This window comes from Pokkaliibacter plantistimulans (assembly GCF_003194385.1).
Taxonomy (GTDB): domain Bacteria; phylum Pseudomonadota; class Gammaproteobacteria; order Pseudomonadales; family Balneatricaceae; genus Pokkaliibacter; species Pokkaliibacter plantistimulans.
Genome location: NZ_LAPT01000007.1, coordinates 13719 through 31050, shown reverse-complemented (window position 1 = coordinate 31050; position 17332 = coordinate 13719). Strand labels below are relative to the sequence as shown.

At 59.2% G+C, this 17332-nt stretch carries 13 protein-coding genes and 2 tRNA genes; 9 read left to right on the top strand and 6 right to left on the bottom strand.

Annotated elements, in window-relative coordinates:
- Nucleotides 1–62: 62 nt before the first annotated feature.
- Nucleotides 63–530 carry a type III secretion system chaperone family protein gene (locus WH50_RS02415; RefSeq protein ID WP_165838277.1) on the top strand — a complete coding sequence of 156 codons (468 nt, stop codon included), beginning with the start codon at nucleotides 63–65 and terminating at the stop codon, nucleotides 528–530.
- A 110-nt stretch (nucleotides 531–640) separates the two neighbouring features.
- Here WH50_RS02415 and yjeH read toward each other — a convergent pair whose 3' ends face one another.
- Nucleotides 641–1903, bottom strand: a complete 1263-nt coding sequence (gene yjeH, locus WH50_RS02410) for an L-methionine/branched-chain amino acid transporter (RefSeq protein ID WP_110185877.1) — start codon at nucleotides 1901–1903, stop codon at nucleotides 641–643.
- 227 nt (nucleotides 1904–2130) lie between these two features.
- Here yjeH and WH50_RS02405 point away from each other — a divergent pair, with 227 nt between their 5' ends.
- On the top strand, nucleotides 2131–2550 hold the full coding sequence (locus WH50_RS02405) for an Lrp/AsnC family transcriptional regulator (protein WP_110185859.1): 420 nt from the start codon (nucleotides 2131–2133) through the stop codon (nucleotides 2548–2550).
- 152 nt (nucleotides 2551–2702) lie between these two features.
- Nucleotides 2703–2779, top strand: a tRNA-Val gene (locus WH50_RS02400).
- Nucleotides 2780–2843: 64 nt separating this feature from the next.
- Here WH50_RS02400 and WH50_RS02395 read toward each other — a convergent pair.
- Nucleotides 2844–3089, bottom strand: coding sequence for a hypothetical protein (locus WH50_RS02395; RefSeq protein WP_110185858.1), 246 nt, complete (start codon nucleotides 3087–3089; stop codon nucleotides 2844–2846).
- Nucleotides 3090–3135: 46 nt separating this feature from the next.
- Between WH50_RS02395 and WH50_RS02390 the strand changes: the two genes are divergently transcribed.
- Nucleotides 3136–3519: an alkaline phosphatase family protein gene (locus WH50_RS02390; protein WP_243409960.1), complete on the top strand. Its 384-nt coding sequence runs from the start codon at nucleotides 3136–3138 to the stop codon at nucleotides 3517–3519.
- Here WH50_RS02390 and WH50_RS02385 read toward each other — a convergent pair.
- The 3 genes from WH50_RS02385 to WH50_RS02380 all read right to left on the bottom strand — a co-directional run bounded on the left by WH50_RS02385 (nucleotide 3477) and on the right by WH50_RS02380 (nucleotide 5055).
- Nucleotides 3477–3980 carry a hypothetical protein gene (locus tag WH50_RS02385; RefSeq protein ID WP_110185857.1) on the bottom strand — a complete coding sequence of 168 codons (504 nt, stop codon included), beginning with the start codon at nucleotides 3978–3980 and terminating at the stop codon, nucleotides 3477–3479. The genes WH50_RS02390 and WH50_RS02385 overlap by 43 nt on opposite strands.
- Before the next feature lie 227 nt (nucleotides 3981–4207).
- The gene (locus WH50_RS26025) at nucleotides 4208–4480 is read right to left on the bottom strand and encodes a hypothetical protein (RefSeq protein ID WP_133251219.1); all 273 of its coding nucleotides are present in this window, start codon (nucleotides 4478–4480) and stop codon (nucleotides 4208–4210) included.
- On the bottom strand, nucleotides 4462–5055 hold the full coding sequence (locus WH50_RS02380; protein ID WP_133251218.1) for a hypothetical protein: 594 nt from the start codon (nucleotides 5053–5055) through the stop codon (nucleotides 4462–4464). The genes WH50_RS26025 and WH50_RS02380 overlap by 19 nt, the downstream gene beginning before the upstream one ends.
- 242 nt (nucleotides 5056–5297) lie before the next feature.
- Here WH50_RS02380 and recC point away from each other — a divergent pair, with 242 nt between their 5' ends.
- The 3 genes from recC to recD are packed head-to-tail and all read left to right on the top strand — an operon-like array spanning nucleotide 5298 to nucleotide 14802.
- Nucleotides 5298–8771, top strand: a complete 3474-nt coding sequence (gene recC, locus WH50_RS02375; RefSeq protein ID WP_110185855.1) for an exodeoxyribonuclease V subunit gamma — start codon at nucleotides 5298–5300, stop codon at nucleotides 8769–8771.
- On the top strand, nucleotides 8771–12703 hold the full coding sequence (gene recB, locus WH50_RS26795) for an exodeoxyribonuclease V subunit beta (protein WP_243409959.1): 3933 nt from the start codon (nucleotides 8771–8773) through the stop codon (nucleotides 12701–12703). The genes recC and recB overlap by 1 nt, the downstream gene beginning before the upstream one ends.
- A complete protein-coding gene (recD, locus tag WH50_RS02365; protein ID WP_207780139.1) occupies nucleotides 12700–14802 on the top strand; it encodes an exodeoxyribonuclease V subunit alpha in 2103 nt (700 codons plus the stop codon). The genes recB and recD overlap by 4 nt, the downstream gene beginning before the upstream one ends.
- 265 nt (nucleotides 14803–15067) lie before the next feature.
- On the opposite strand, the gene WH50_RS02360 is transcribed toward recD, so the two are convergent.
- Nucleotides 15068–15144, bottom strand: a tRNA-Val gene (locus WH50_RS02360).
- Between the two features lie 247 nt (nucleotides 15145–15391).
- Here WH50_RS02360 and WH50_RS02355 point away from each other — a divergent pair.
- Entirely contained in the window at nucleotides 15392–16399 is a 1008-nt protein-coding gene (locus WH50_RS02355) for a zinc-binding alcohol dehydrogenase family protein (RefSeq protein WP_110185854.1), read from the top strand.
- A 171-nt stretch (nucleotides 16400–16570) separates the two neighbouring features.
- Nucleotides 16571–17224, top strand: coding sequence for an oxygen-insensitive NAD(P)H nitroreductase (gene nfsB / locus WH50_RS02350; protein ID WP_110185853.1), 654 nt, complete (start codon nucleotides 16571–16573; stop codon nucleotides 17222–17224).
- Nucleotides 17225–17332: the final 108 nt, after the last annotated feature.

Here is a 17332-nt window from a genome sequence, read left to right as displayed (position 1 = left end):
TGTTTGTCAGCGTAAACCAACAGACAGCGACAGGTGGACAGTGTTGTGAAGTAGAGGTGTGGATGCAAGGTTCAGATAAAGTGGTGAAAGGGCTCTCCGCTCAGCAGCTGGAAGACTGGCTGGACCAGGCTGGGATTCGCCACGAGCGTTGCGGTGATTGCGATGGCTACCACTTTGCCGAGTTGGAAGCCATGGTGGAGGGAATGGAGTGCCGCCTGTTCTTCGAGCAGGACGTGATTCTGATCTCTACCGAAATGGAGATTCGTCCGGCAGCCATCCTGCCTGCAGTGGCGGAAACGGCGAGGTTGAATATGGAATTTACCAACCTCAAGATCTTCGTGGATCTCAATGATCAGACCATGCCGCATCTGGTAATGGGCGATACCCTGTCGTTGCGGGCGGGCCTGACCTTTGAGCAGCTGCTCAATTTCATTCAGGAAACCCTGAATGCTACCCAGCTGGTGATCGAAGACTGCCAGCGCATGGGCTATCTCTACACCGATGAGCAGGAACCTGACACCCTGCACTAGCGTGTTGGAGATCGCCTGATCTCATTGGCAGACATACTGATAAAAAGAGCGAACACCCGTGTTCGCTCTTTTGCTTTCTGGTCAAGCTTACTCAGATCGTGAGCATCGTCTTACACGGTGCGCAGAGGCTTGTTGCTGCGTGATCTGATCTGGCTGATCAGCAGGAACAACGCCAGAATGCCGAGTGCATAGAGCATCTGTATTCCCAGTACGCCGAGGGTGATGACACACAGCAGCGTGCTGATGCCCGCCAGCCAGCGCCACACCCCCTGCAGCAGCACCCAGCCTGCCGCCATGCTCAGCAGATAGACCAGAATGAAGTTACCGTTGGCATAGCGAATCAGCTCGGCAATAGAGACACCCTGCCACCACGCCAGCATGGCAAAACTGCTACAGGTCACAATGACCACCAGTAACGCACGTGCAGGTACGCCATGCTGGTTGCGTTGTGCCAGCCCGGCGGGCAGTTTGCCTTCGTCGGCCAGGCTCCAGATCAGGCGGGCAAAGCCTTGCACATAGATATTGATCGAAGCGAAGCAGGCCAGATAACCAATGACGGCAGCCAGCCACTGCGCCTTGCCTCCCATCAGCCGATCAATCAGATGAGGTAATGAGGCGCCGTTGGCCTGTTCATCACCGTAGGTGCCGAAGGTCAGTACCGCGACGGAGCAGGCCCAGTACACCAGACCGGCCAGCAGTACACCGATCAGCAGTGCCAGAGGAAAGTCGCGCTGCGGATTCCTGAATTCCTCGCCCATGTGGGCAAACGCCTCAATACCGACGAAACACCAGAACATCACGGCCAGCGCTGCGGGAATGCTGTGCCAGTCGACGCCGGCGGTCGGTAGCAGTGGCTGCTGCTGGGCGGGGAGATCACCAGCCCACCACAATGACGCGACCGTGGCCACAATCAATATGGCTATGGCAGTCTGAATCAGCCCGGATGCTTTGGCAGGGCGCTGCCCGAGCAGCCCCATCAGGCCCAGCGTCCCCAGTTGGATCAGCAGCACCATGGTGGGTGACAGGTCGAACAGGGCATGCCAGAAGCCCGTGGCAATGTTCAGTGCCGCAGGCAGGCCGACCGGGACAACGGCCAGAAAGAGAAAAGCCACACTCTGCTCCATCCGTGCGCCAAAGGCCCGACCGATCAGATGTGGTGCGCCACCCGCATGGGGGAAGCGTTTACCCAGCTGCGCAAAGGTGAAGGCGATAGGCAGCACCAGTGCGATCAGCAATAACCAGGCCCACAGTGAAGCCTGTCCGGCGACCGCAGCAGCAACTGCAGGGACAATGAAAATGCCTGTTCCCAGCAGGGAGGTCGTCAGCAGACCTACTCCCTGCAACAGACTCAGTTCTTTATTAAGGCGGCTCATGATCAGCACTCACAGGCAGATAGGGCAGGGCTGCAGGGCAAGGTTCGGACCGCAGGGCGCAAGGTGGCGAGCCATCAGAAAGATGCGCCTGAGGCGAGTGCTGCTATAGTATTCGCCTCCCTTGATTCTTGCTGCTGACAGACTGTCGGCATTCACCGTCACAATGACGGAAAGTGCCGGCAGACTGACTGCAGCGCGTTTTCAGCACCGATCAGTGAAGGAATACCGTGGACAAGTTTGACCAGCACATTATCAGCCTGTTGCGTAACGATGCCCGCATGCCGGTGGCGCAGATCGCCAGAGAGGTCAGTTTGTCCCGCAGCGCAGTCAGTGAGCGTATTCGCCAGCTGGAAGAGCAGGGCATCATCGTTGGCTACCACGCCAAAGTAGCCTCTGCCGACAGGGCGCAGGTCTGTGCCTATCTGGAGCTGTTCTACGTCGACAGTAAATGTGAGAAGTACGTGACGCTGATGCGAGCCTACCCCGAGATCAAGCGCTGCTGCGCCATCAGTGGAGAAACCGACATGATGGTCTATGTGGAAACCGCCTCTATGGAGCGACTCATCGAGATTCGCAGTGCGGTAGAAAGCTTTCCTAATATGCAGCGGGTCAAGACTCACATGATCATGAAAGAGTGGGAGATGTAGTAGCTCAGCAGAGGTGCGGGAGCAGGCAGCAAACGTCTATAAGTCCCTGAAAAGAAAAAATTACTTTCAGGGCTTGCGTGGCAAAACTGGCTGCGTATAATGCGGCCCATCGTCACGCGACAGGATGCGTTTCTGCAGCGGGATGATGAAATAGGACTATAGCTCAGTTGGTTAGAGCACCACCTTGACATGGTGGGGGTCGCTGGTTCGAGTCCAGTTAGTCCTACCAAATTCTGAAGACAGCCACTACGGGTCAAGCCGGGTGGCTGTTTTTCTATGTGCGATTTCTCCTCTCATCCCGTCGCGTTATGGTCAGCTGCGCTGAACTCGTAAAAGACTTCCATCGCAATTTTCTCGAATGCCACAAACTCCGGCTGGTGCTGTATCTCATCCTTTAACCATAGATACAACGGCCGTGAAAGTACGGTTTCAGACAGTGGCTTCAGCTCCACGGTGCGTACAAAATCCCGCGCAGCCACCAACGGCAGGTTGGGCAACACCGTCAGATGCATCCCCTGTGACAACGTTTTCAGCAGCATGACACCGTCATTCTTAAACACCACATCTTGGCTAACGATCTGGGATATGCGGATCTGGGCTGCTACAGCGGCCGTCAGGCACAGTTCGGCAGGGTATCGCCTGCGTGGTGCCATGGAAGAGCCCAACAACAGCCGCAGCAAGGGCAGCAGCACACCTGGATTGCCGCCGCATATTGCCACCCTGCCTGCACAGCTGAAGAAAGCGAGTCACTACACCTGCCTGATCGGCAAATGGCATCTGGGTTTCCCGCCGCACTTTGGCCCCCGTGCATCAGGCTACGATGAGTTCTACGGCGTCATGGCGGGCGGGGTGGACTATTTCATCCATGTCAGCGGTCGTGGTGATCATGATCTATGGAATTACGAAGAGGAACATCACGAGATTGGCTATCTCGCCGATCTGCTGTCTTGGGTGAAGTGCAGGTTCTGAAAGAGGTCGTTGCTGGCCGAATCGCTGCTCTTCAGATAGATGTTATGCAGCTGGTTGTTCTTGCCGTCGTCCACCAGCGTCTTGTTGGCACCGAACTCCAGATCAGTTTTCTCGGCAGCGGAGATATTGCTGCCCAGCTTGATGATTCTAGGCTCGTCACTCTGTTGCGGAGAGTGGGGCGCTGAGCCACTGCTGCTGCCGACAGGGGAGGTGCTCTTGCTGTTGTCGCTGCCGCTGTTGGATGGCTGGCCCTGATTGTTGCCCATCAGCATCTTGATCAGATCCTGCAGTATTTGCCTGATCATCTCGCCCAGCGGCTGCATCTCAAACTGATTCTGCTGACCGAGTCCATTGCTATTGCTGAACTGGTCCCGATTGAACTGGGACTGGGAACTGCTGCCACCGCCATAGTCGATAAAACGTTGCCCTGTGACGAAGCGGTTGGCCGCCAGACTGGTCAAGCGGCATCCGGTCCTGAAAGGAAAAGGAGATATCGACTCTAGCGTTGCTGATCGGATTAATGCTTCTGCCTGCGCATCCGTAGGTGGCTCGCCATAACGGCGTAACTGTGACCTATAGGTGATACGGCAGGCAGAGGGAGTTCCGCAGGAAAAGACGTTCCTGTTCAAACTGAAATTAGATAAATAGACTCCGCATTACACAAGCAATGCGTGCTCTCGTACCGCGATTATTTTCTGAATTGTGATTTTATCCAGCCAAAAATGGTTATGCCGCTCAGGCTGATTAGAAAACTGACTACAAACCAACTGATGAAAACACCCATTAATGGGCCTAAATTCATGGTGCAGTTGGCGTTTGCAGATGGATCACTGATATAGGTGCAGTACTCTCCCATGGGATTGTGCTGTAATGCTGCATAGGCCATATAAAGAGACACTGCCGTACTTAAAAAGACCGAAGTAGTTAGTTTGACTCTCCATCTCATTTTGTTTTCTTCCATAGTTTTTGCTTGTAGATAGTGGCAACGCGGGCGCCGTAGTCACTGACCACTTCCTTGCCCAGAAAATTGTATATCGACGCGATTTTGGCTACTGAAGGATCAGATGTGCGATCCTGAATTCTGCGTAAAATCAGCGTGCCAATATCTATGTTATTTGCCGCCTGCTCCAAACCGGCTTCAGTTGCACCTAAATCTTTCCAATAGGTGTAACTCACGTTCATAGGGAGAATCGTATTGCGCCAGGGATTAATCTTGTCGTAGTAACCGTGAGTCGTTTCCATATACATGATTGCCCGAATCAGGTCAGGGTCTACATCATATTTAAGGCATGCCGCTTGAATATGAGCAATATTTGCTTTGGTGACATCGAAATAGCTCAGCTCAATGGCAGGCTCAGAACCATCGGCTCCGAAATTGTCAGATATGTTGAAAAAGGCGGGTGTATTTTCGATCAGACTCTTATGTCGCTCAGGAGAGTTTTGATAGACCGGTCTACAGCTGTTTTTTGCTCCGTTTGAGAGCGGGCCAAGGCGAGTCTGAGATTTGGGGCTCTTGGGGTAAATAATCGGATACATGGCTTTCCCTATTGATGCTTGCATTGACTCCGTATGTTTAGCGTCAGGAGAGCAGTGCACATGCACTGCAGATATCCGTTCCTGTACATCCTTCGCTGGTTGGCCATCTTAGTGGTCACCAAAGTGACCTGCAACCTTCAACGTCCTTGCGGGTTGCCGACATTCTCCCGGTTCCCAATCCCCCCCATCCCTGACAAACTACCCCCTTGTTCTTCAATGGCTTGCGACAGAAGGGTAGTTCGATGAGCGAGACGCCGTTATCCCCCGGACTGATGGTCATCCATGGCAATCATCCCGAAGCACTGCGAGATGTGCTGGTGGCCTGGATGCAGCGTTACCCTCTGGCGCCACTGGAAAATGAAGTGGTGCTGGTGCAGAGCAACGGTATCGCCCAGTGGCTGAAACTGGCACTGGCCGAGCACCCGGATAACGGCGGCTGTGGTATTGCGGCGGCCATTGATGCGCAGCTGCCATCGCGCTTCCTCTGGCAAGCCTACCGCGCCGTACTGGGCGAGGAGCGGGTGCCGAAAACCTCCCCTTTTGACAAGGCTTTTCTGATCTGGCGCCTGATGCGTCTGTTGCCTGCACTGCTCAGGGAGTCTGTATTTTCGCCCCTTGAGCGGTTCCTAAGCGGTGACCACGATCTGCGTAAGCGGCATCAGCTGGCAGTGCGTCTGGCCGATCTGTTTGACCAGTATCAGGTATATCGTGCCGACTGGCTGGCGGACTGGGCGCGCGGTGCCGATGTCCTGCTGACCAGTCGCGACGGGCACAAACCGGTGCCTGACAATGCCCTGTGGCAACCACGTTTGTGGCGTGCGCTGCTGGATGATGTCGGTGCAGAGCAACACACCAGCCGTGCCGAAATTCACCGCCGCTTTCTCGCTGCAGTACCGGCCATGGCCAGTCAGCAGCGCCCGCAGGGATTACCGCGGCGCCTGCTGGTGTTCGGCATTTCCTCCCTGCCGCAGCAGGCGCTGGAGGTGCTGGCGGCTATCGCCAACTGGACTCAGGTGCTGATGTGCGTACATAACCCCTGTGAGCACTTCTGGGCCGACATTATTGCCGACAAAGATCTGCTGCGTGCCGAGCGGCGTCGCCAGTCGCGCAAGTCCGGCATGCCGGAAATGATCCCGGACGACCAGCTGCATCTGCACGCACATCCGCTGCTGGCGGCCTGGGGCAAGCAGGGCAGGGACTTTATCGGTCTGCTCGATGTGCATGACGAACGGGAGCATTACGAGCAGCGCTTTCTCGATATTCAGCAGCGCGTGGATCTGTTCAATGGCAACGGTGATGACACCTTGCTGCAGCAGTTGCAGGAAGATATCCGTGATTTGCGCCCGGTAGCCGAAAGTCGCGCGTTGTGGCCTGCCGTCGATACGGCGCGCGATCACTCCCTGCGTTTCCATGTGGTACACAGTGCACAGCGTGAAGTAGAGGTGCTGCACGATCAGATTCTGGCAGCCCGTGCGGCCAACCCCCGCCTGCAGCCGCGCGACATCATCGTCATGGTGCCGGACATCAACAATTACGCTCACCATATTCAGGCGGTATTTGGCCAGTTTGGCTGGGATGACCCACGATATATTCCGTACTCTCTGGCCGACAGAGGCCAGCGCAGCTTTGACCCGCTACTGAACGCGGTGGAGAAACTGCTTGGCCTGCCATTGTCCCGGTTTGCCGTCAGCGATCTGCTGGATTTGCTGGAAGTCCCTGCGCTGCGCCGTCGCTTTGCCATTGATGAACAGCAGCTGCCGTTGTTACACCGCTGGATTGCCGCTGCCCGCATCCGCTGGGGCCTGCATGCCGAGCAGCGGCAAAGTCTGGCGTTGCCGCAGGCGCCGGAGCAGAACACCTGGCTGTTTGGCCTGCGACGCATGCTGCTGGGTTATGCCGTGGGCAGCGGCGAGGCCTGGGGCGATATTGAGCCGATGGATGAAATAGGCGGGCTGGATGCCGCACTGCTGGGGCCGTTGTCACAGTTGCTGGACCGTCTGGATCAGCACTGGCAGCTACTCTGCAGCGAAGCCAGTGTACAGCAGTGGGTTGGCCGGGTACGGGCGCTGATGGATGATTTCTTTGCTGCCGATGAGGCCGAAGACGGCTACACCCTGCTGCAGCTGGAAAACGTGCTGCAGGCCTGGCAAGAAGAGGCCGACAGTGCCGCCATGAACGATGATCTGCCGCTGGCCGTAGTGCGCGAGCATCTGCTCGGCCAGCTGGACCAGTCATCCCTCAGCCAGCCGTTCTTTGCGGGTGCAGTGACCTTTGCCACCCTGATGCCGATGCGCGCCATCCCTTTCCGTCATGTCTATCTGCTGGGGATGAATGACGGTGACTATCCGCGCACCCGCATCCCCATGGATTTTGATCTGATGGGCCACGACTACCGGCCGGGAGACCGCTCCCGCCGGGAGGATGACCGCTATCTGTTTCTGGAGGCCATGCTGTCGGCACGGGAGCACCTGCATATCAGCTGGATCGGGCGCAGCATCAACGACAATTCGGAGCGGCCGCCATCGGTGCTGGTGGCTCAGTTGCGTGATCATCTGGCAGCGGTCTGGCGGCTGCAGGGGCAGGAGCAGGACGATGCGGCCCTGCTGCATGCGCTGACGGTCGAGCACCGTCTGCAACCCTTTAATCGTGACTACTTCTCTGCACAGGGTCCGCTGTTCAGTTATGCCAATGAATGGCGCGAAGGCTTGCTGGCGGAGCAGCAGGGGCAAACGCCGGTGAGCAGCACGGCAACGCTGGCGGCGTTCCCCTGGGAGGAGGCCCTCAGCCTCAAGCAGCTGGCGGACTTCCTGCGTGATCCGTTGCGCTACTTCCTGCGGGTGCGGCTGGGCGTGCATTTTGAGCTGGATGACCCGGCCAGTGAGGATCAGGAACCGTTCGCGCTGGATGGGCTGGGCAACTGGCAGATTCAGGATGAGCTGATTCAGGCCCAGCTGCTGGCCGTGCAGCAGGGGGGGGACCGCTTGCAGGCGCTGGATAACCAGCTGCAGCGGGTGGTGCGCCGTGGCGATCTGGCCCCCGGCAACTTCGCCGTGCTGCAGCAGGAACAGCTGATCGAACCGATGGATACTCTGTTTGAGCAGTACGAGCAGGTACTGGCGCAGTGGCCAAACGAACAGCCGGACGAGCCGCTGGAGTGCGATATTGGCGAACAGCCGGTCAGTGACTGGCTGACCCATATGCGCAGCAATGCGGCAGGGCAGCGTGGCCGGGTGGTACTGACCAGCAGTGGCATGATCAAGAACCGCGCCTACCGCCACGACAAACTGCTGCCGTACTGGCTGGCCCATGTGGCCGGGCATCTGGGCGGGCAGCCGCTGACCACGGTGGTCATCAGTAAGAACGGCACCGTGCATCTGCCACCGCTGGCGAGCCGCCAGCAGGCGACCGATTACTGGGAAGTGCTGATGGCCAGCTGGAAGCAGGCGCTGACCCGGCCACTGGCGCTGGATATTCCCACGGCGCTGGCATGGCAGCTCAAGGGCGGGCGCCCCGACTGCGATGACGATACCCGCGCTGCCGCCAGTGATGCCGCCGCCACCGCCTTTGCCCAGCAGCAGGAGCGTAACCCCTACCTCAACCGGGTATGGCAGAACGTCGAACAGCTGCTGGACAGTGACGACTTTGCCCGCCTCAGCCAGCAACTGTTACAGCCACTGATCGATGCACTGGGCAAGCCCGCCAAAGGAGACAAGTAATGACGACCCCCATGGCAGTGGCTCCCGGCCTTCCATCGCCCCTTGCGCCGTTACGTTTCCCGCTGCATGGCAGTCGCCTGATCGAGGCCAGCGCCGGTACCGGCAAGACCTTCACCATTGCGGCGCTCTATGTGCGTCTGGTGCTGGGCCACGGCGGTGATGAAGCATTTGCGCGGCCACTGACGCCACCGGAAATACTGGTGGTGACCTTTACCGATGCCGCCACCAAGGAGCTGCGTGACCGTATTCGCGCCCGTCTGGCCGAGGCGGCAGGTTACTTTCTGCAGTCACCTGAGGATATTGCCGAGCAACCCGCAGGCGCTGATCTGCTCCATGACCTGCGCGCGGAATATGCCCCCGAGCAATGGCCCGGCTGCGCCCGCAAGCTGCAGCTGGCGGCGGAATGGATGGATGAGGCGGCAGTGTCCACCATCCATGGCTGGTGTAACCGTATGCTCGGTGAACATGCCTTTGATAGCGGCAGCCTGTTCAGCCTCAGTCTGGAGACGGATCAGAGTGAGTTGCTGAACGAGGTGGTGCGTGACTACTGGCGGACCTTCTTTTTCGCCCTCGATGAAGAGCAGACCAAGGTGGTGCATGGCTGGTGGCAAACGCCGGATGCCTTGTATGCAGGCATCCGCCTGTTGCTGGAGCACAGCACCGAGCTGGGCAATGCAGCAGAGCCTGCTGCCAGCATTGGTGCTTCTTTACAGCAACGTCGTACCGCACTGGCGGCGCTGAAGGCCCCATGGATGCAGTGGGTGGGCGAGTTGCAGGCGCTGCTGGATAAGGCCGTCGCCGACAAGGCCGTCGACGGGCGCAAGATTCAGGCGCGTTATTATCAGCCCTGGCTGGATGCTCTGCTGGCCTGGGCCGGTGACCCGGCGCTGGTGATGCCGCTGGACGACAGCTCCACCGGCTGGACCCGTCTGACCACCACCGGGCTGGCAGAAGCCTGGAAAAAAGACCCGGCTCCTGCCCATCCGGCACTGGAAGCCATGAGCAGCCTGCGTCAGCAATTGCTGCAACTGCCTGAGGCGCGCAACGATATTTTGCGTCACGCGGCACGCTGGGTCTGTGAACGTTTTGCTCTGGAGAAACAACGCCGGGCGGAAATGGGCTTCAATGATCTGCTGACCCAGCTGGATGCCGCACTGCAGGGCGACAATGGCGAGCGGCTGGCCGAGGTGATCCGTAACCAGTTCCCGGTGGCGCTGATTGATGAATTTCAGGACACCGACCCGCTGCAGTACCGCATTTTTGATGCCATCTATCAGGTCAGCAGCAATGCCGCCGAACGAGCGCTGATCCTGATCGGCGATCCCAAACAGGCCATTTATGCCTTCCGTGGCGCCGATATTTTTACCTATCTGCAGGCCCGGCGGGATACCGAGGGCAGGCACTACACCCTGGGTACCAACTTCCGCTCCACCCGCGCCATGGTCAACGCCGTCAATCACGTATTTGGTTATGCCGAGGCACATCCCCAGGGGCAGGGCGCCTTCCTGTTCCGTGCAGAAGGCAGCAATCCGGTGCCGTTTCTACCGGTTGAGGCCAAAGGCCGAGGTGAGCACTTCATGCTTGACGGGCAAGTGGTCAGGGCGCTGACCTGCTGGACGCTGGAGGGCGAGAAGCCCATCAAAAAAGGCGCTTATGGTGAGCAGATGGCCGCCGCCACGGCCGCCCAGATTATTTATCTGCTGCGGCAGGGGCAGGCGGGCAAAGCGGGTTTTAGCGATAACAGCGGCGTGCTGCGCCCGGTGCAGCCGGGTGATATTGCCGTGCTGGTCAACACCGGCACGGAAGCTGCGCTGGTGCGCCAGGCACTGTCGGCAGGCGGCGTGCGTAGTGTCTATCTGTCAGACAAGGAGTCGGTGTTCCAAAGTGCGGCGGCGACCGAGGTACAGTTCTGGCTCAATGCCTGTGCCGAGCCGGATGATGACCGCCGCCTGCGGGCTGCGCTGGGGACGCCCACGCTGGACCTGAGCTGGGCGATGCTGGATGAGCTGAACCACAATGAAGCCGCGTGGGAAGCCCGGGTGCAGCAGTTCCGTGAATACCGCGAGTTGTGGCGACGGCAAGGTGTGTTGCCCATGCTGCGCAGGCTGCTCAACGCCTTTCAGGTGCCCCGTCGTCTGCTGGCAAGCGGGAACGAGCGCGCCCTGACCGACATTCTTCATCTGGCCGAATTGCTGCAACAGCAAAGCCTGATAGTTGATGGTGAACATGCCCTGATTCGTTATCTGGCCGAGCAGCGTGTGCAGGCCGATGGCGATGCTGATGCCCGTAAACTGCGGCTGGAAAGCGACGATGCGCTGGTCAAGGTGGTGACGGTGCACAAGTCCAAGGGCCTGGAGTATCCGCTGGTCTTCCTGCCCTATGCCTGCGCCTTCCGTCAGAGCAAGGCCACCGATCTGCCCCTGAAGTGGCACGATGACAGTGGCAAGCTGCTGCTGTCTCTGGAGGCGAATGACGAGCGGGTGGCGCAGGTGGATCGCGAACGTCTCGGTGAGGATCTGCGCAAGTATTACGTGGCACTGACCCGCGCCCGCTATGTCACCTGGGTGGGCATGGCCAGTCTGGACAATCTGCAGCTGAGTGCTCCCGGTTATCTGTTGAACGGCGGCAACCCCATCGCCAGTGACGAGCTGTTCAGTGCCCTGACCACGCTGGCCAGCGAGTGCGCTGATATTGCGGTCGAGCCGCTGCCCGATGGCGTCGTGGCGTCGTACCAGTCGGAGGCCGCTAGCCTGCAGCTGGCCGAGCCGTTGCCGCTGCCCGCACGCCCGGAGCAGTGGTGGATTTCCAGCTATTCGGGCCTCGAATACTCCTCGGCGCACGGCATGATGGAAGCCTTGCCGTTGCTGGATGACAGCATCAACAGCGGCCCGGAAACGGCACGGCAGGACACCTTCACCGAAGCAGTGCGGGTGGAGGTGCAGGAGGAGCCCGCGTTGCCAGTGGCACAGGGCAGTCTGCATGCCTTCCCGCGAGGGCCGAAGCCGGGCAGTTTTCTCCATGCCCTGCTGGAATGGGCCGCTGATGAAGGATTTGCACAGGCGGTCAGCAATCCGCAGGAGTTGCGCGATATGCTGGCGCGGCGCTGTCAGTTGCGTGGCTGGCAGGAGTGGATCGAGCCACTGTGCCAGTGGCTGCCGCAGTTACTGCAGACGGCTTTCCATCTGGATTCAGCCCCTCTGGCTGCGTTCGGGCCGGGCAGTGACGAAGCGAGTGAGCCGCCGCATCTGGCTGCCGCCGGGCAGCACGATTTTGGCCAGCTTGGCCTGTTTGATGAGCCCCTCCCTGAGATCGCCGGGCCGGATGCGCTGGCCGTATCGTCAGGCGCTTTGTCAGACGCTTTATCCGGTGCTTTATCAGGCACGGAGTCGGGGGAGCCACTGCAACTGACTCGTCTGCAGCAGTATCAGAAGGAGCTGGAGTTCTGGTTTGCTATTGATCATACCCGTACCGGCCAGCTGGACCGGCTGGTGTGCCAGCATACGCTCGGCGGCGTGGCTCGCCCGGCGCTGAGCCACAAGGAGCTGAACGGCATGCTCAAGGGCTTTATCGATCTGGTCTTTGAACATCAGGGCCGCTACTACGTGGCCGACTACAAATCCAACTGGCTGGGGGCTGACGACAGCGCCTACAGCAAAGCGGCCATGCAGCAAGCCATACTGGAACACCGCTATGACCTGCAGTACGCCCTGTACCTGTTTGCCCTGCATCGTCTGCTGAAAGCCCGTCTGCCGGATTACGACTATGACCTGCATGTGGGCGGCGCGGTGTATCTGTTCCTGCGTGGTAGTCAGGCGCCGTCACAGGGGTTGCATTTTGAGCGCCCCGGGCGCGAGCTGATCGACGGGCTGGAAGCCCTGTTTTCTCCCCCGTCTGTACGCTCATCCACAGCAGCTGAAGAGGTGAAGGTATGACGACACTGACCTTAATGGGGTGCACCGCGCATTATTCCGCGGCGGTTGAACAGCATCTGCAACTGCTGCGGCAATGGACGGATCGTGGCTGGCTGCGAGAGCTGGATTACGCCTTTGTCCGTTTTCTGGCTGATCATGCCGGTGATACCGATCCGCTGGTGCTGCTGGCGGCGGCACTGGCCAGCCATCAGCTGGGCCGCGGCCATGTCTGCCTTGATCTGGCCGATACCCTGAAAGACAGCCGCTTTGCGCTATCGCTGCCACCGGAAGGGGAAGAAGGCGAAGTTCAGCTGCCGGAAGAGGTGCTGAACAGTGTCACCCTGCACAGCTGGCAGCGGGCACTGGCGGGTTCTGAGCTGGTTACGGGCGGGCAGGGCAGTACGCCGCTGGTGCTGGTGAGCGGCAGGCTCTATCTGCGTCGCTACTGGCAGTATGAGCAGGACGTACGCAGCCTGATTCAGCTGCGGCTGCAACAGGGCGGCATGACCACCGATGCTGAACGGCAGCAGCAGTTACGTCAGCGTCTGGATGTGCTGTTTCCCGCACAGGCAGGCAGCGCCACCGACTGGCAGAAAGTGGCCTGTGCACTGGCGGCAGGTAATGCGTTCAGCATCATTACCGGCGGCCCCGGCACCGGCAAGACCACTACGGTGGTCAAGCTGCTGGCATTGTTGCAGAGCCTGTCGTTGCAGAGCAGCCAGCAGGTGCTGCGCATCCGGCTGGCGGCACCGACCGGTAAGGCGGCGGCCCGCCTCAATGAGTCCATCGCCGGTGCTCTGGCGCGGCTGGACCTGCGTGGTCTGCCGCAGGCGGACGAGGTGCGGCAGGCCATCAGCGGAGAGGCCACCACTCTGCACCGCCTGCTCGGCAGCCGACCGGATACCCGTCACTTTGTCCATCATCAGCGCAACCCGTTATCGCTGGATGTACTGGTGGTGGATGAGGCATCCATGGTTGATCTGGAAATGATGGCCTCGTTGCTGCAGGCACTGCCTGCCCGAGCACGACTGATCCTGCTGGGTGACAAGGATCAGCTGGCCTCGGTGGAGGCCGGGGCGGTACTCGGTGAGCTGTGTCGTCGCGCCCGCGATGGGCACTATCTGCCATCGACCCGGCAGTGGCTGCAGGCGGTCACGGGTGAGCAGATTGATGACCAGCTGATTGATGCCAGCGGTGATCTCTACGATCAGGCGGTGGTGATGTTGCGCCACAGTCATCGTTTCACTGCCGACAGTGGGATCGGCCAGCTGGCCGAAGCGGTCAACGACGGACAGGTCGCCGCTGTCAGACAGGTATGGAAGCAGCACTTTGCCGATCTGGCGCGGATGCGGGTCAGCCGTGATGACGACAGCCAGCTGGCCGAGCTGGTGGTCAATGGCGCGGTCAGTGCTTTCACTCATCAGGGGCAGGGTCGTCTTCGTGGTGATCAGCCGCTGCCCGCGCCGGTGGGCTACAGACACTATCTGAATGTGGTCAATCAGCAGCGCCCGGCGCTGGATGCCGGTCACGATGCCTTTGATCACTGGGCACGTCAGGTGCTCAGGGCGCACGGCCAGTTTCAGGTGCTGTGCGCATTGCGCCGCGGGCCCTGGGGTATCGAGGGGCTCAATCAGCGCATCGCTGAGCTGCTGCAAAAGCGTGATCTGTTGCGTCTTGGCAAAGACTGGTACCCCGGTCGTCCGGTGCTGGTCACCAAAAATGATTACAGTCTGGGGCTGATGAACGGCGATATCGGCATCACCCTGATGCTGCCCGGTGAGCGCATCAATCAGGACGGTGAACGCTACACCGGCTGGGTGTTGCGGGTGGCCTTCCCGGCGGGAGATGGTCAGGGTGGCATCAAGTGGATACTGCCCAGTCGTCTGAAAGCGGTAGAAACAGTGTTCGCCATGACCGTGCACAAGTCACAGGGTTCGGAGTTTACGCATACCGCCCTGATTCTGCCGGAAACCCTCAACCCCATTCTGACCCGGGAGCTGGTCTATACCGGCATCACCCGTGCCCGTGACTGGTTTACCCTGGCGTCGGCAGGGAGTGACGCCGTGCTGCATGAGGCGGTGGAGCGGCGAGTGCAACGTGCCAGTGGCTTGCGGGAGTGAAGCGCAGAGGGGGCGATGTTCAGTCATGAGGACAGGTTCTATGTCAGCGCGCAGTGCGGCCAGAATGTTGGTGGCCTGACGCAAAGTGACTGATTCAAGCTTCACGATAATGGCCTGCAGAGCCGTAGTGGCACCGTCGTGTCACTACTGCCTTAACAGGCCGGTGCACATGGAAAGGTGCGATCACCCCAAGTGAAGCGCAGAAGCGAAACACAGAAATAAAAACAGCCACCCGGCATGATCCGTAGTGGCTGTTTTTCAATTCTGGTAGGACTAACTGGACTCGAACCAGCGACCCCCACCATGTCAAGGTGGTGCTCTAACCAACTGAGCTATAGTCCTGAAGTGGCTGTGTATATTACTCACAAATTACCTCTTTGCAAGTACTTTCAACCACTTAGCAGATGTCTGTACGGTGGTTCAGCACCCATCTGCGGGCGCAGCTCAGCGCCACATCAACACATTGTCGTCATGGTTATTTTCACTTCTGGAGTGAAAGTGCTGCTGTTTTTTCTGGCTGTTTCCGCTGTGCTGGCCTGCTTACCATGGCTCGCAACTGAACACTTTGCACTGTTAGCGAGGAAATCCCATGAAAGCCATCGTTTATACCCAGCACGGTTTGCCCATTGATGATGCCGAGGCACTGCAGGACATCGAGCTGCCCGCGCCGCTGCCGGGGGCCCGTGACCTGCTGGTGCGGGTCAGGGCGGTGTCGGTCAATCCGGTGGATACCAAGATTCGTGCCGGTGTGGCGGTGACTGAACCCCGCGTGCTGGGGTGGGATGCCGCCGGTATTGTCGAGGCCGTTGGTGCTGAGGTAACGCTGTTTCAGCCCGGTGATGAGGTGTTCTACGCCGGTGCCATTCATCGCCCCGGCAGCAATAGCGAACTGCATCTGGTGGATGAGCGCATTGTCGGGCGTAAGCCCGTTTCGCTTGACTGGGCACAGTCGGCGGCCGTACCGCTGACGGCCATCACCGCCTGGGAACTGCTGTTTGATCGTCTGGCTGTCACGCAGGGCAGTGGCGAGGGGCAGACATTGCTGGTGGTGGGCGCTGCAGGCGGTGTGGGTTCCATGCTGGTACAGCTGGCCCGCCAGCTGACCGGGCTGACGGTGATAGGTACTGCCTCACGGCCGGAAACGCGTCAGTGGGTGGCCTCCATGGGCGCTCATCATGTCATTGATCACCGTCTGCCACTGGCCGAGGAGCTGACCCGCATTGGCCTGCCGCAGGTGAACTATGTCGCCAGCCTGACCCATACCGAGCAGCACTTTGCCCAGCTGATCGACGTGATGGCACCTCAGGGGCATATCGCCGTGATTGATGACCCCGCGACGCTGGATGTCGTCCCGCTCAAGCGCAAAAGCCTTGCCTTGCACTGGGAGCTGATGTTCACCCGTTCGCTGTATGCCACCGCCGATATGATTCGCCAGCATCAGCTGCTGAACGACGTGGCGGAGCTGATCGACAAGGGCGTGCTGAAAACGACGGTGGCCGAGCATTTTGGTGCCATCAATGCAGACAATCTGCGCCGTGCTCATCAGCTGCTGGAAAGCGGACGTTCACGCGGCAAGGTCGTGCTTGCCGGATTTTGATGGCTCAGCAGGCGACCCGGACAGGCAGGGCAACGCTGTGATAGCGAAATAGCGGATGCCTGCTGCCGCATTCTCGATTATTGTGTCTGCCGTTTTGGGAGGGGCTCGCATCCTTCGGATGAGTGAGCCCGGCTTGGGGATCAGCGTTATCCCGTTATCAGGAGAAATACTATGTCTGTTGCTTCCGTTGCCAGTCGTCGTTACACCACCAAGGCGTTTGATGACAGCAAGAAAATCACTCAGGACAAGATTGATGAGCTGAAAGCGCTGTTGCGTCTGGCACCCTCATCCGTCAACTCACAGCCCTGGCATTTTGTGCTGGCAGCCAGTGAAGAAGGGAAAGGCCGTGTCGCCAAAGCGGCGGCTGGCAATTTTTCCTACAACGAAGCCAAGATCAGCAAAGCCTCTCATGTGCTGGTGCTGTGTGCCCGTACTGATATGACTGAGGCGCATCTGCAGGCGGTGCTGGAGCAGGAACAGGCCGATGGCCGTTTCCGCAGCGATGAAGCCAGGGCAACCCAGCATGTGGTGCGCACTTCCTATGTGAATCTGCATCGTTATACCCAGAAAGATCTGCAGCACTGGATGGAGAAGCAGGTTTATCTGGCACTGGGCACGCTGCTGCTGGGCGCTGCCAGTCTGGGTCTGGATGCCACGCCGATGGAAGGCATCGACTTTGGCGTGCTGGACAGCGAGCTGGGTCTGCGTGAGCAGGGCTTCACCAGCGTGGTGGTGGTCAGCCTGGGCTATCACAGCGATGAGGACTTCAATGCGGCACTGCCCAAATCCCGTCTGACTGAAGAGGTGGTGTTCACTACCATCTGAGAACCCGTTCAGAATTGCGCGATCTTATAAGCGCGATGGCTGATGGATGTGACGCACGGGCGGAGTATGCACTAGGAGCCTGTCGGCCTTGACCGGCTGTCATGAGAA

What these genes read in the sequence shown, in the direction of transcription:
- WH50_RS02380 (WP_133251218.1), bottom strand. Translation starts at nt 5,055, where the DNA reads ATGTATCCGATTATTTACCCCAAGAGCCCCAAATCTCAGACTCGCCTT.
- WH50_RS02415 (WP_165838277.1), top strand. Translation starts at nt 63, where the DNA reads ATGCAAGGTTCAGATAAAGTGGTGAAAGGGCTCTCCGCTCAGCAGCTG.
- recB (WP_243409959.1), top strand. Translation starts at nt 8,771, where the DNA reads ATGACGACCCCCATGGCAGTGGCTCCCGGCCTTCCATCGCCCCTTGCG.
- recC (WP_110185855.1), top strand. Translation starts at nt 5,298, where the DNA reads ATGAGCGAGACGCCGTTATCCCCCGGACTGATGGTCATCCATGGCAAT.
- yjeH (WP_110185877.1), bottom strand. Translation starts at nt 1,903, where the DNA reads ATGAGCCGCCTTAATAAAGAACTGAGTCTGTTGCAGGGAGTAGGTCTG.
- WH50_RS02395 (WP_110185858.1), bottom strand. Translation starts at nt 3,089, where the DNA reads ATGCTGCTGAAAACGTTGTCACAGGGGATGCATCTGACGGTGTTGCCC.
- nfsB (WP_110185853.1), top strand. Translation starts at nt 16,571, where the DNA reads ATGTCTGTTGCTTCCGTTGCCAGTCGTCGTTACACCACCAAGGCGTTT.
- WH50_RS26025 (WP_133251219.1), bottom strand. Translation starts at nt 4,480, where the DNA reads ATGGAAGAAAACAAAATGAGATGGAGAGTCAAACTAACTACTTCGGTC.
- WH50_RS02390 (WP_243409960.1), top strand. Translation starts at nt 3,136, where the DNA reads ATGCGGATCTGGGCTGCTACAGCGGCCGTCAGGCACAGTTCGGCAGGG.
- recD (WP_207780139.1), top strand. Translation starts at nt 12,700, where the DNA reads ATGACGACACTGACCTTAATGGGGTGCACCGCGCATTATTCCGCGGCG.
- WH50_RS02355 (WP_110185854.1), top strand. Translation starts at nt 15,392, where the DNA reads ATGAAAGCCATCGTTTATACCCAGCACGGTTTGCCCATTGATGATGCC.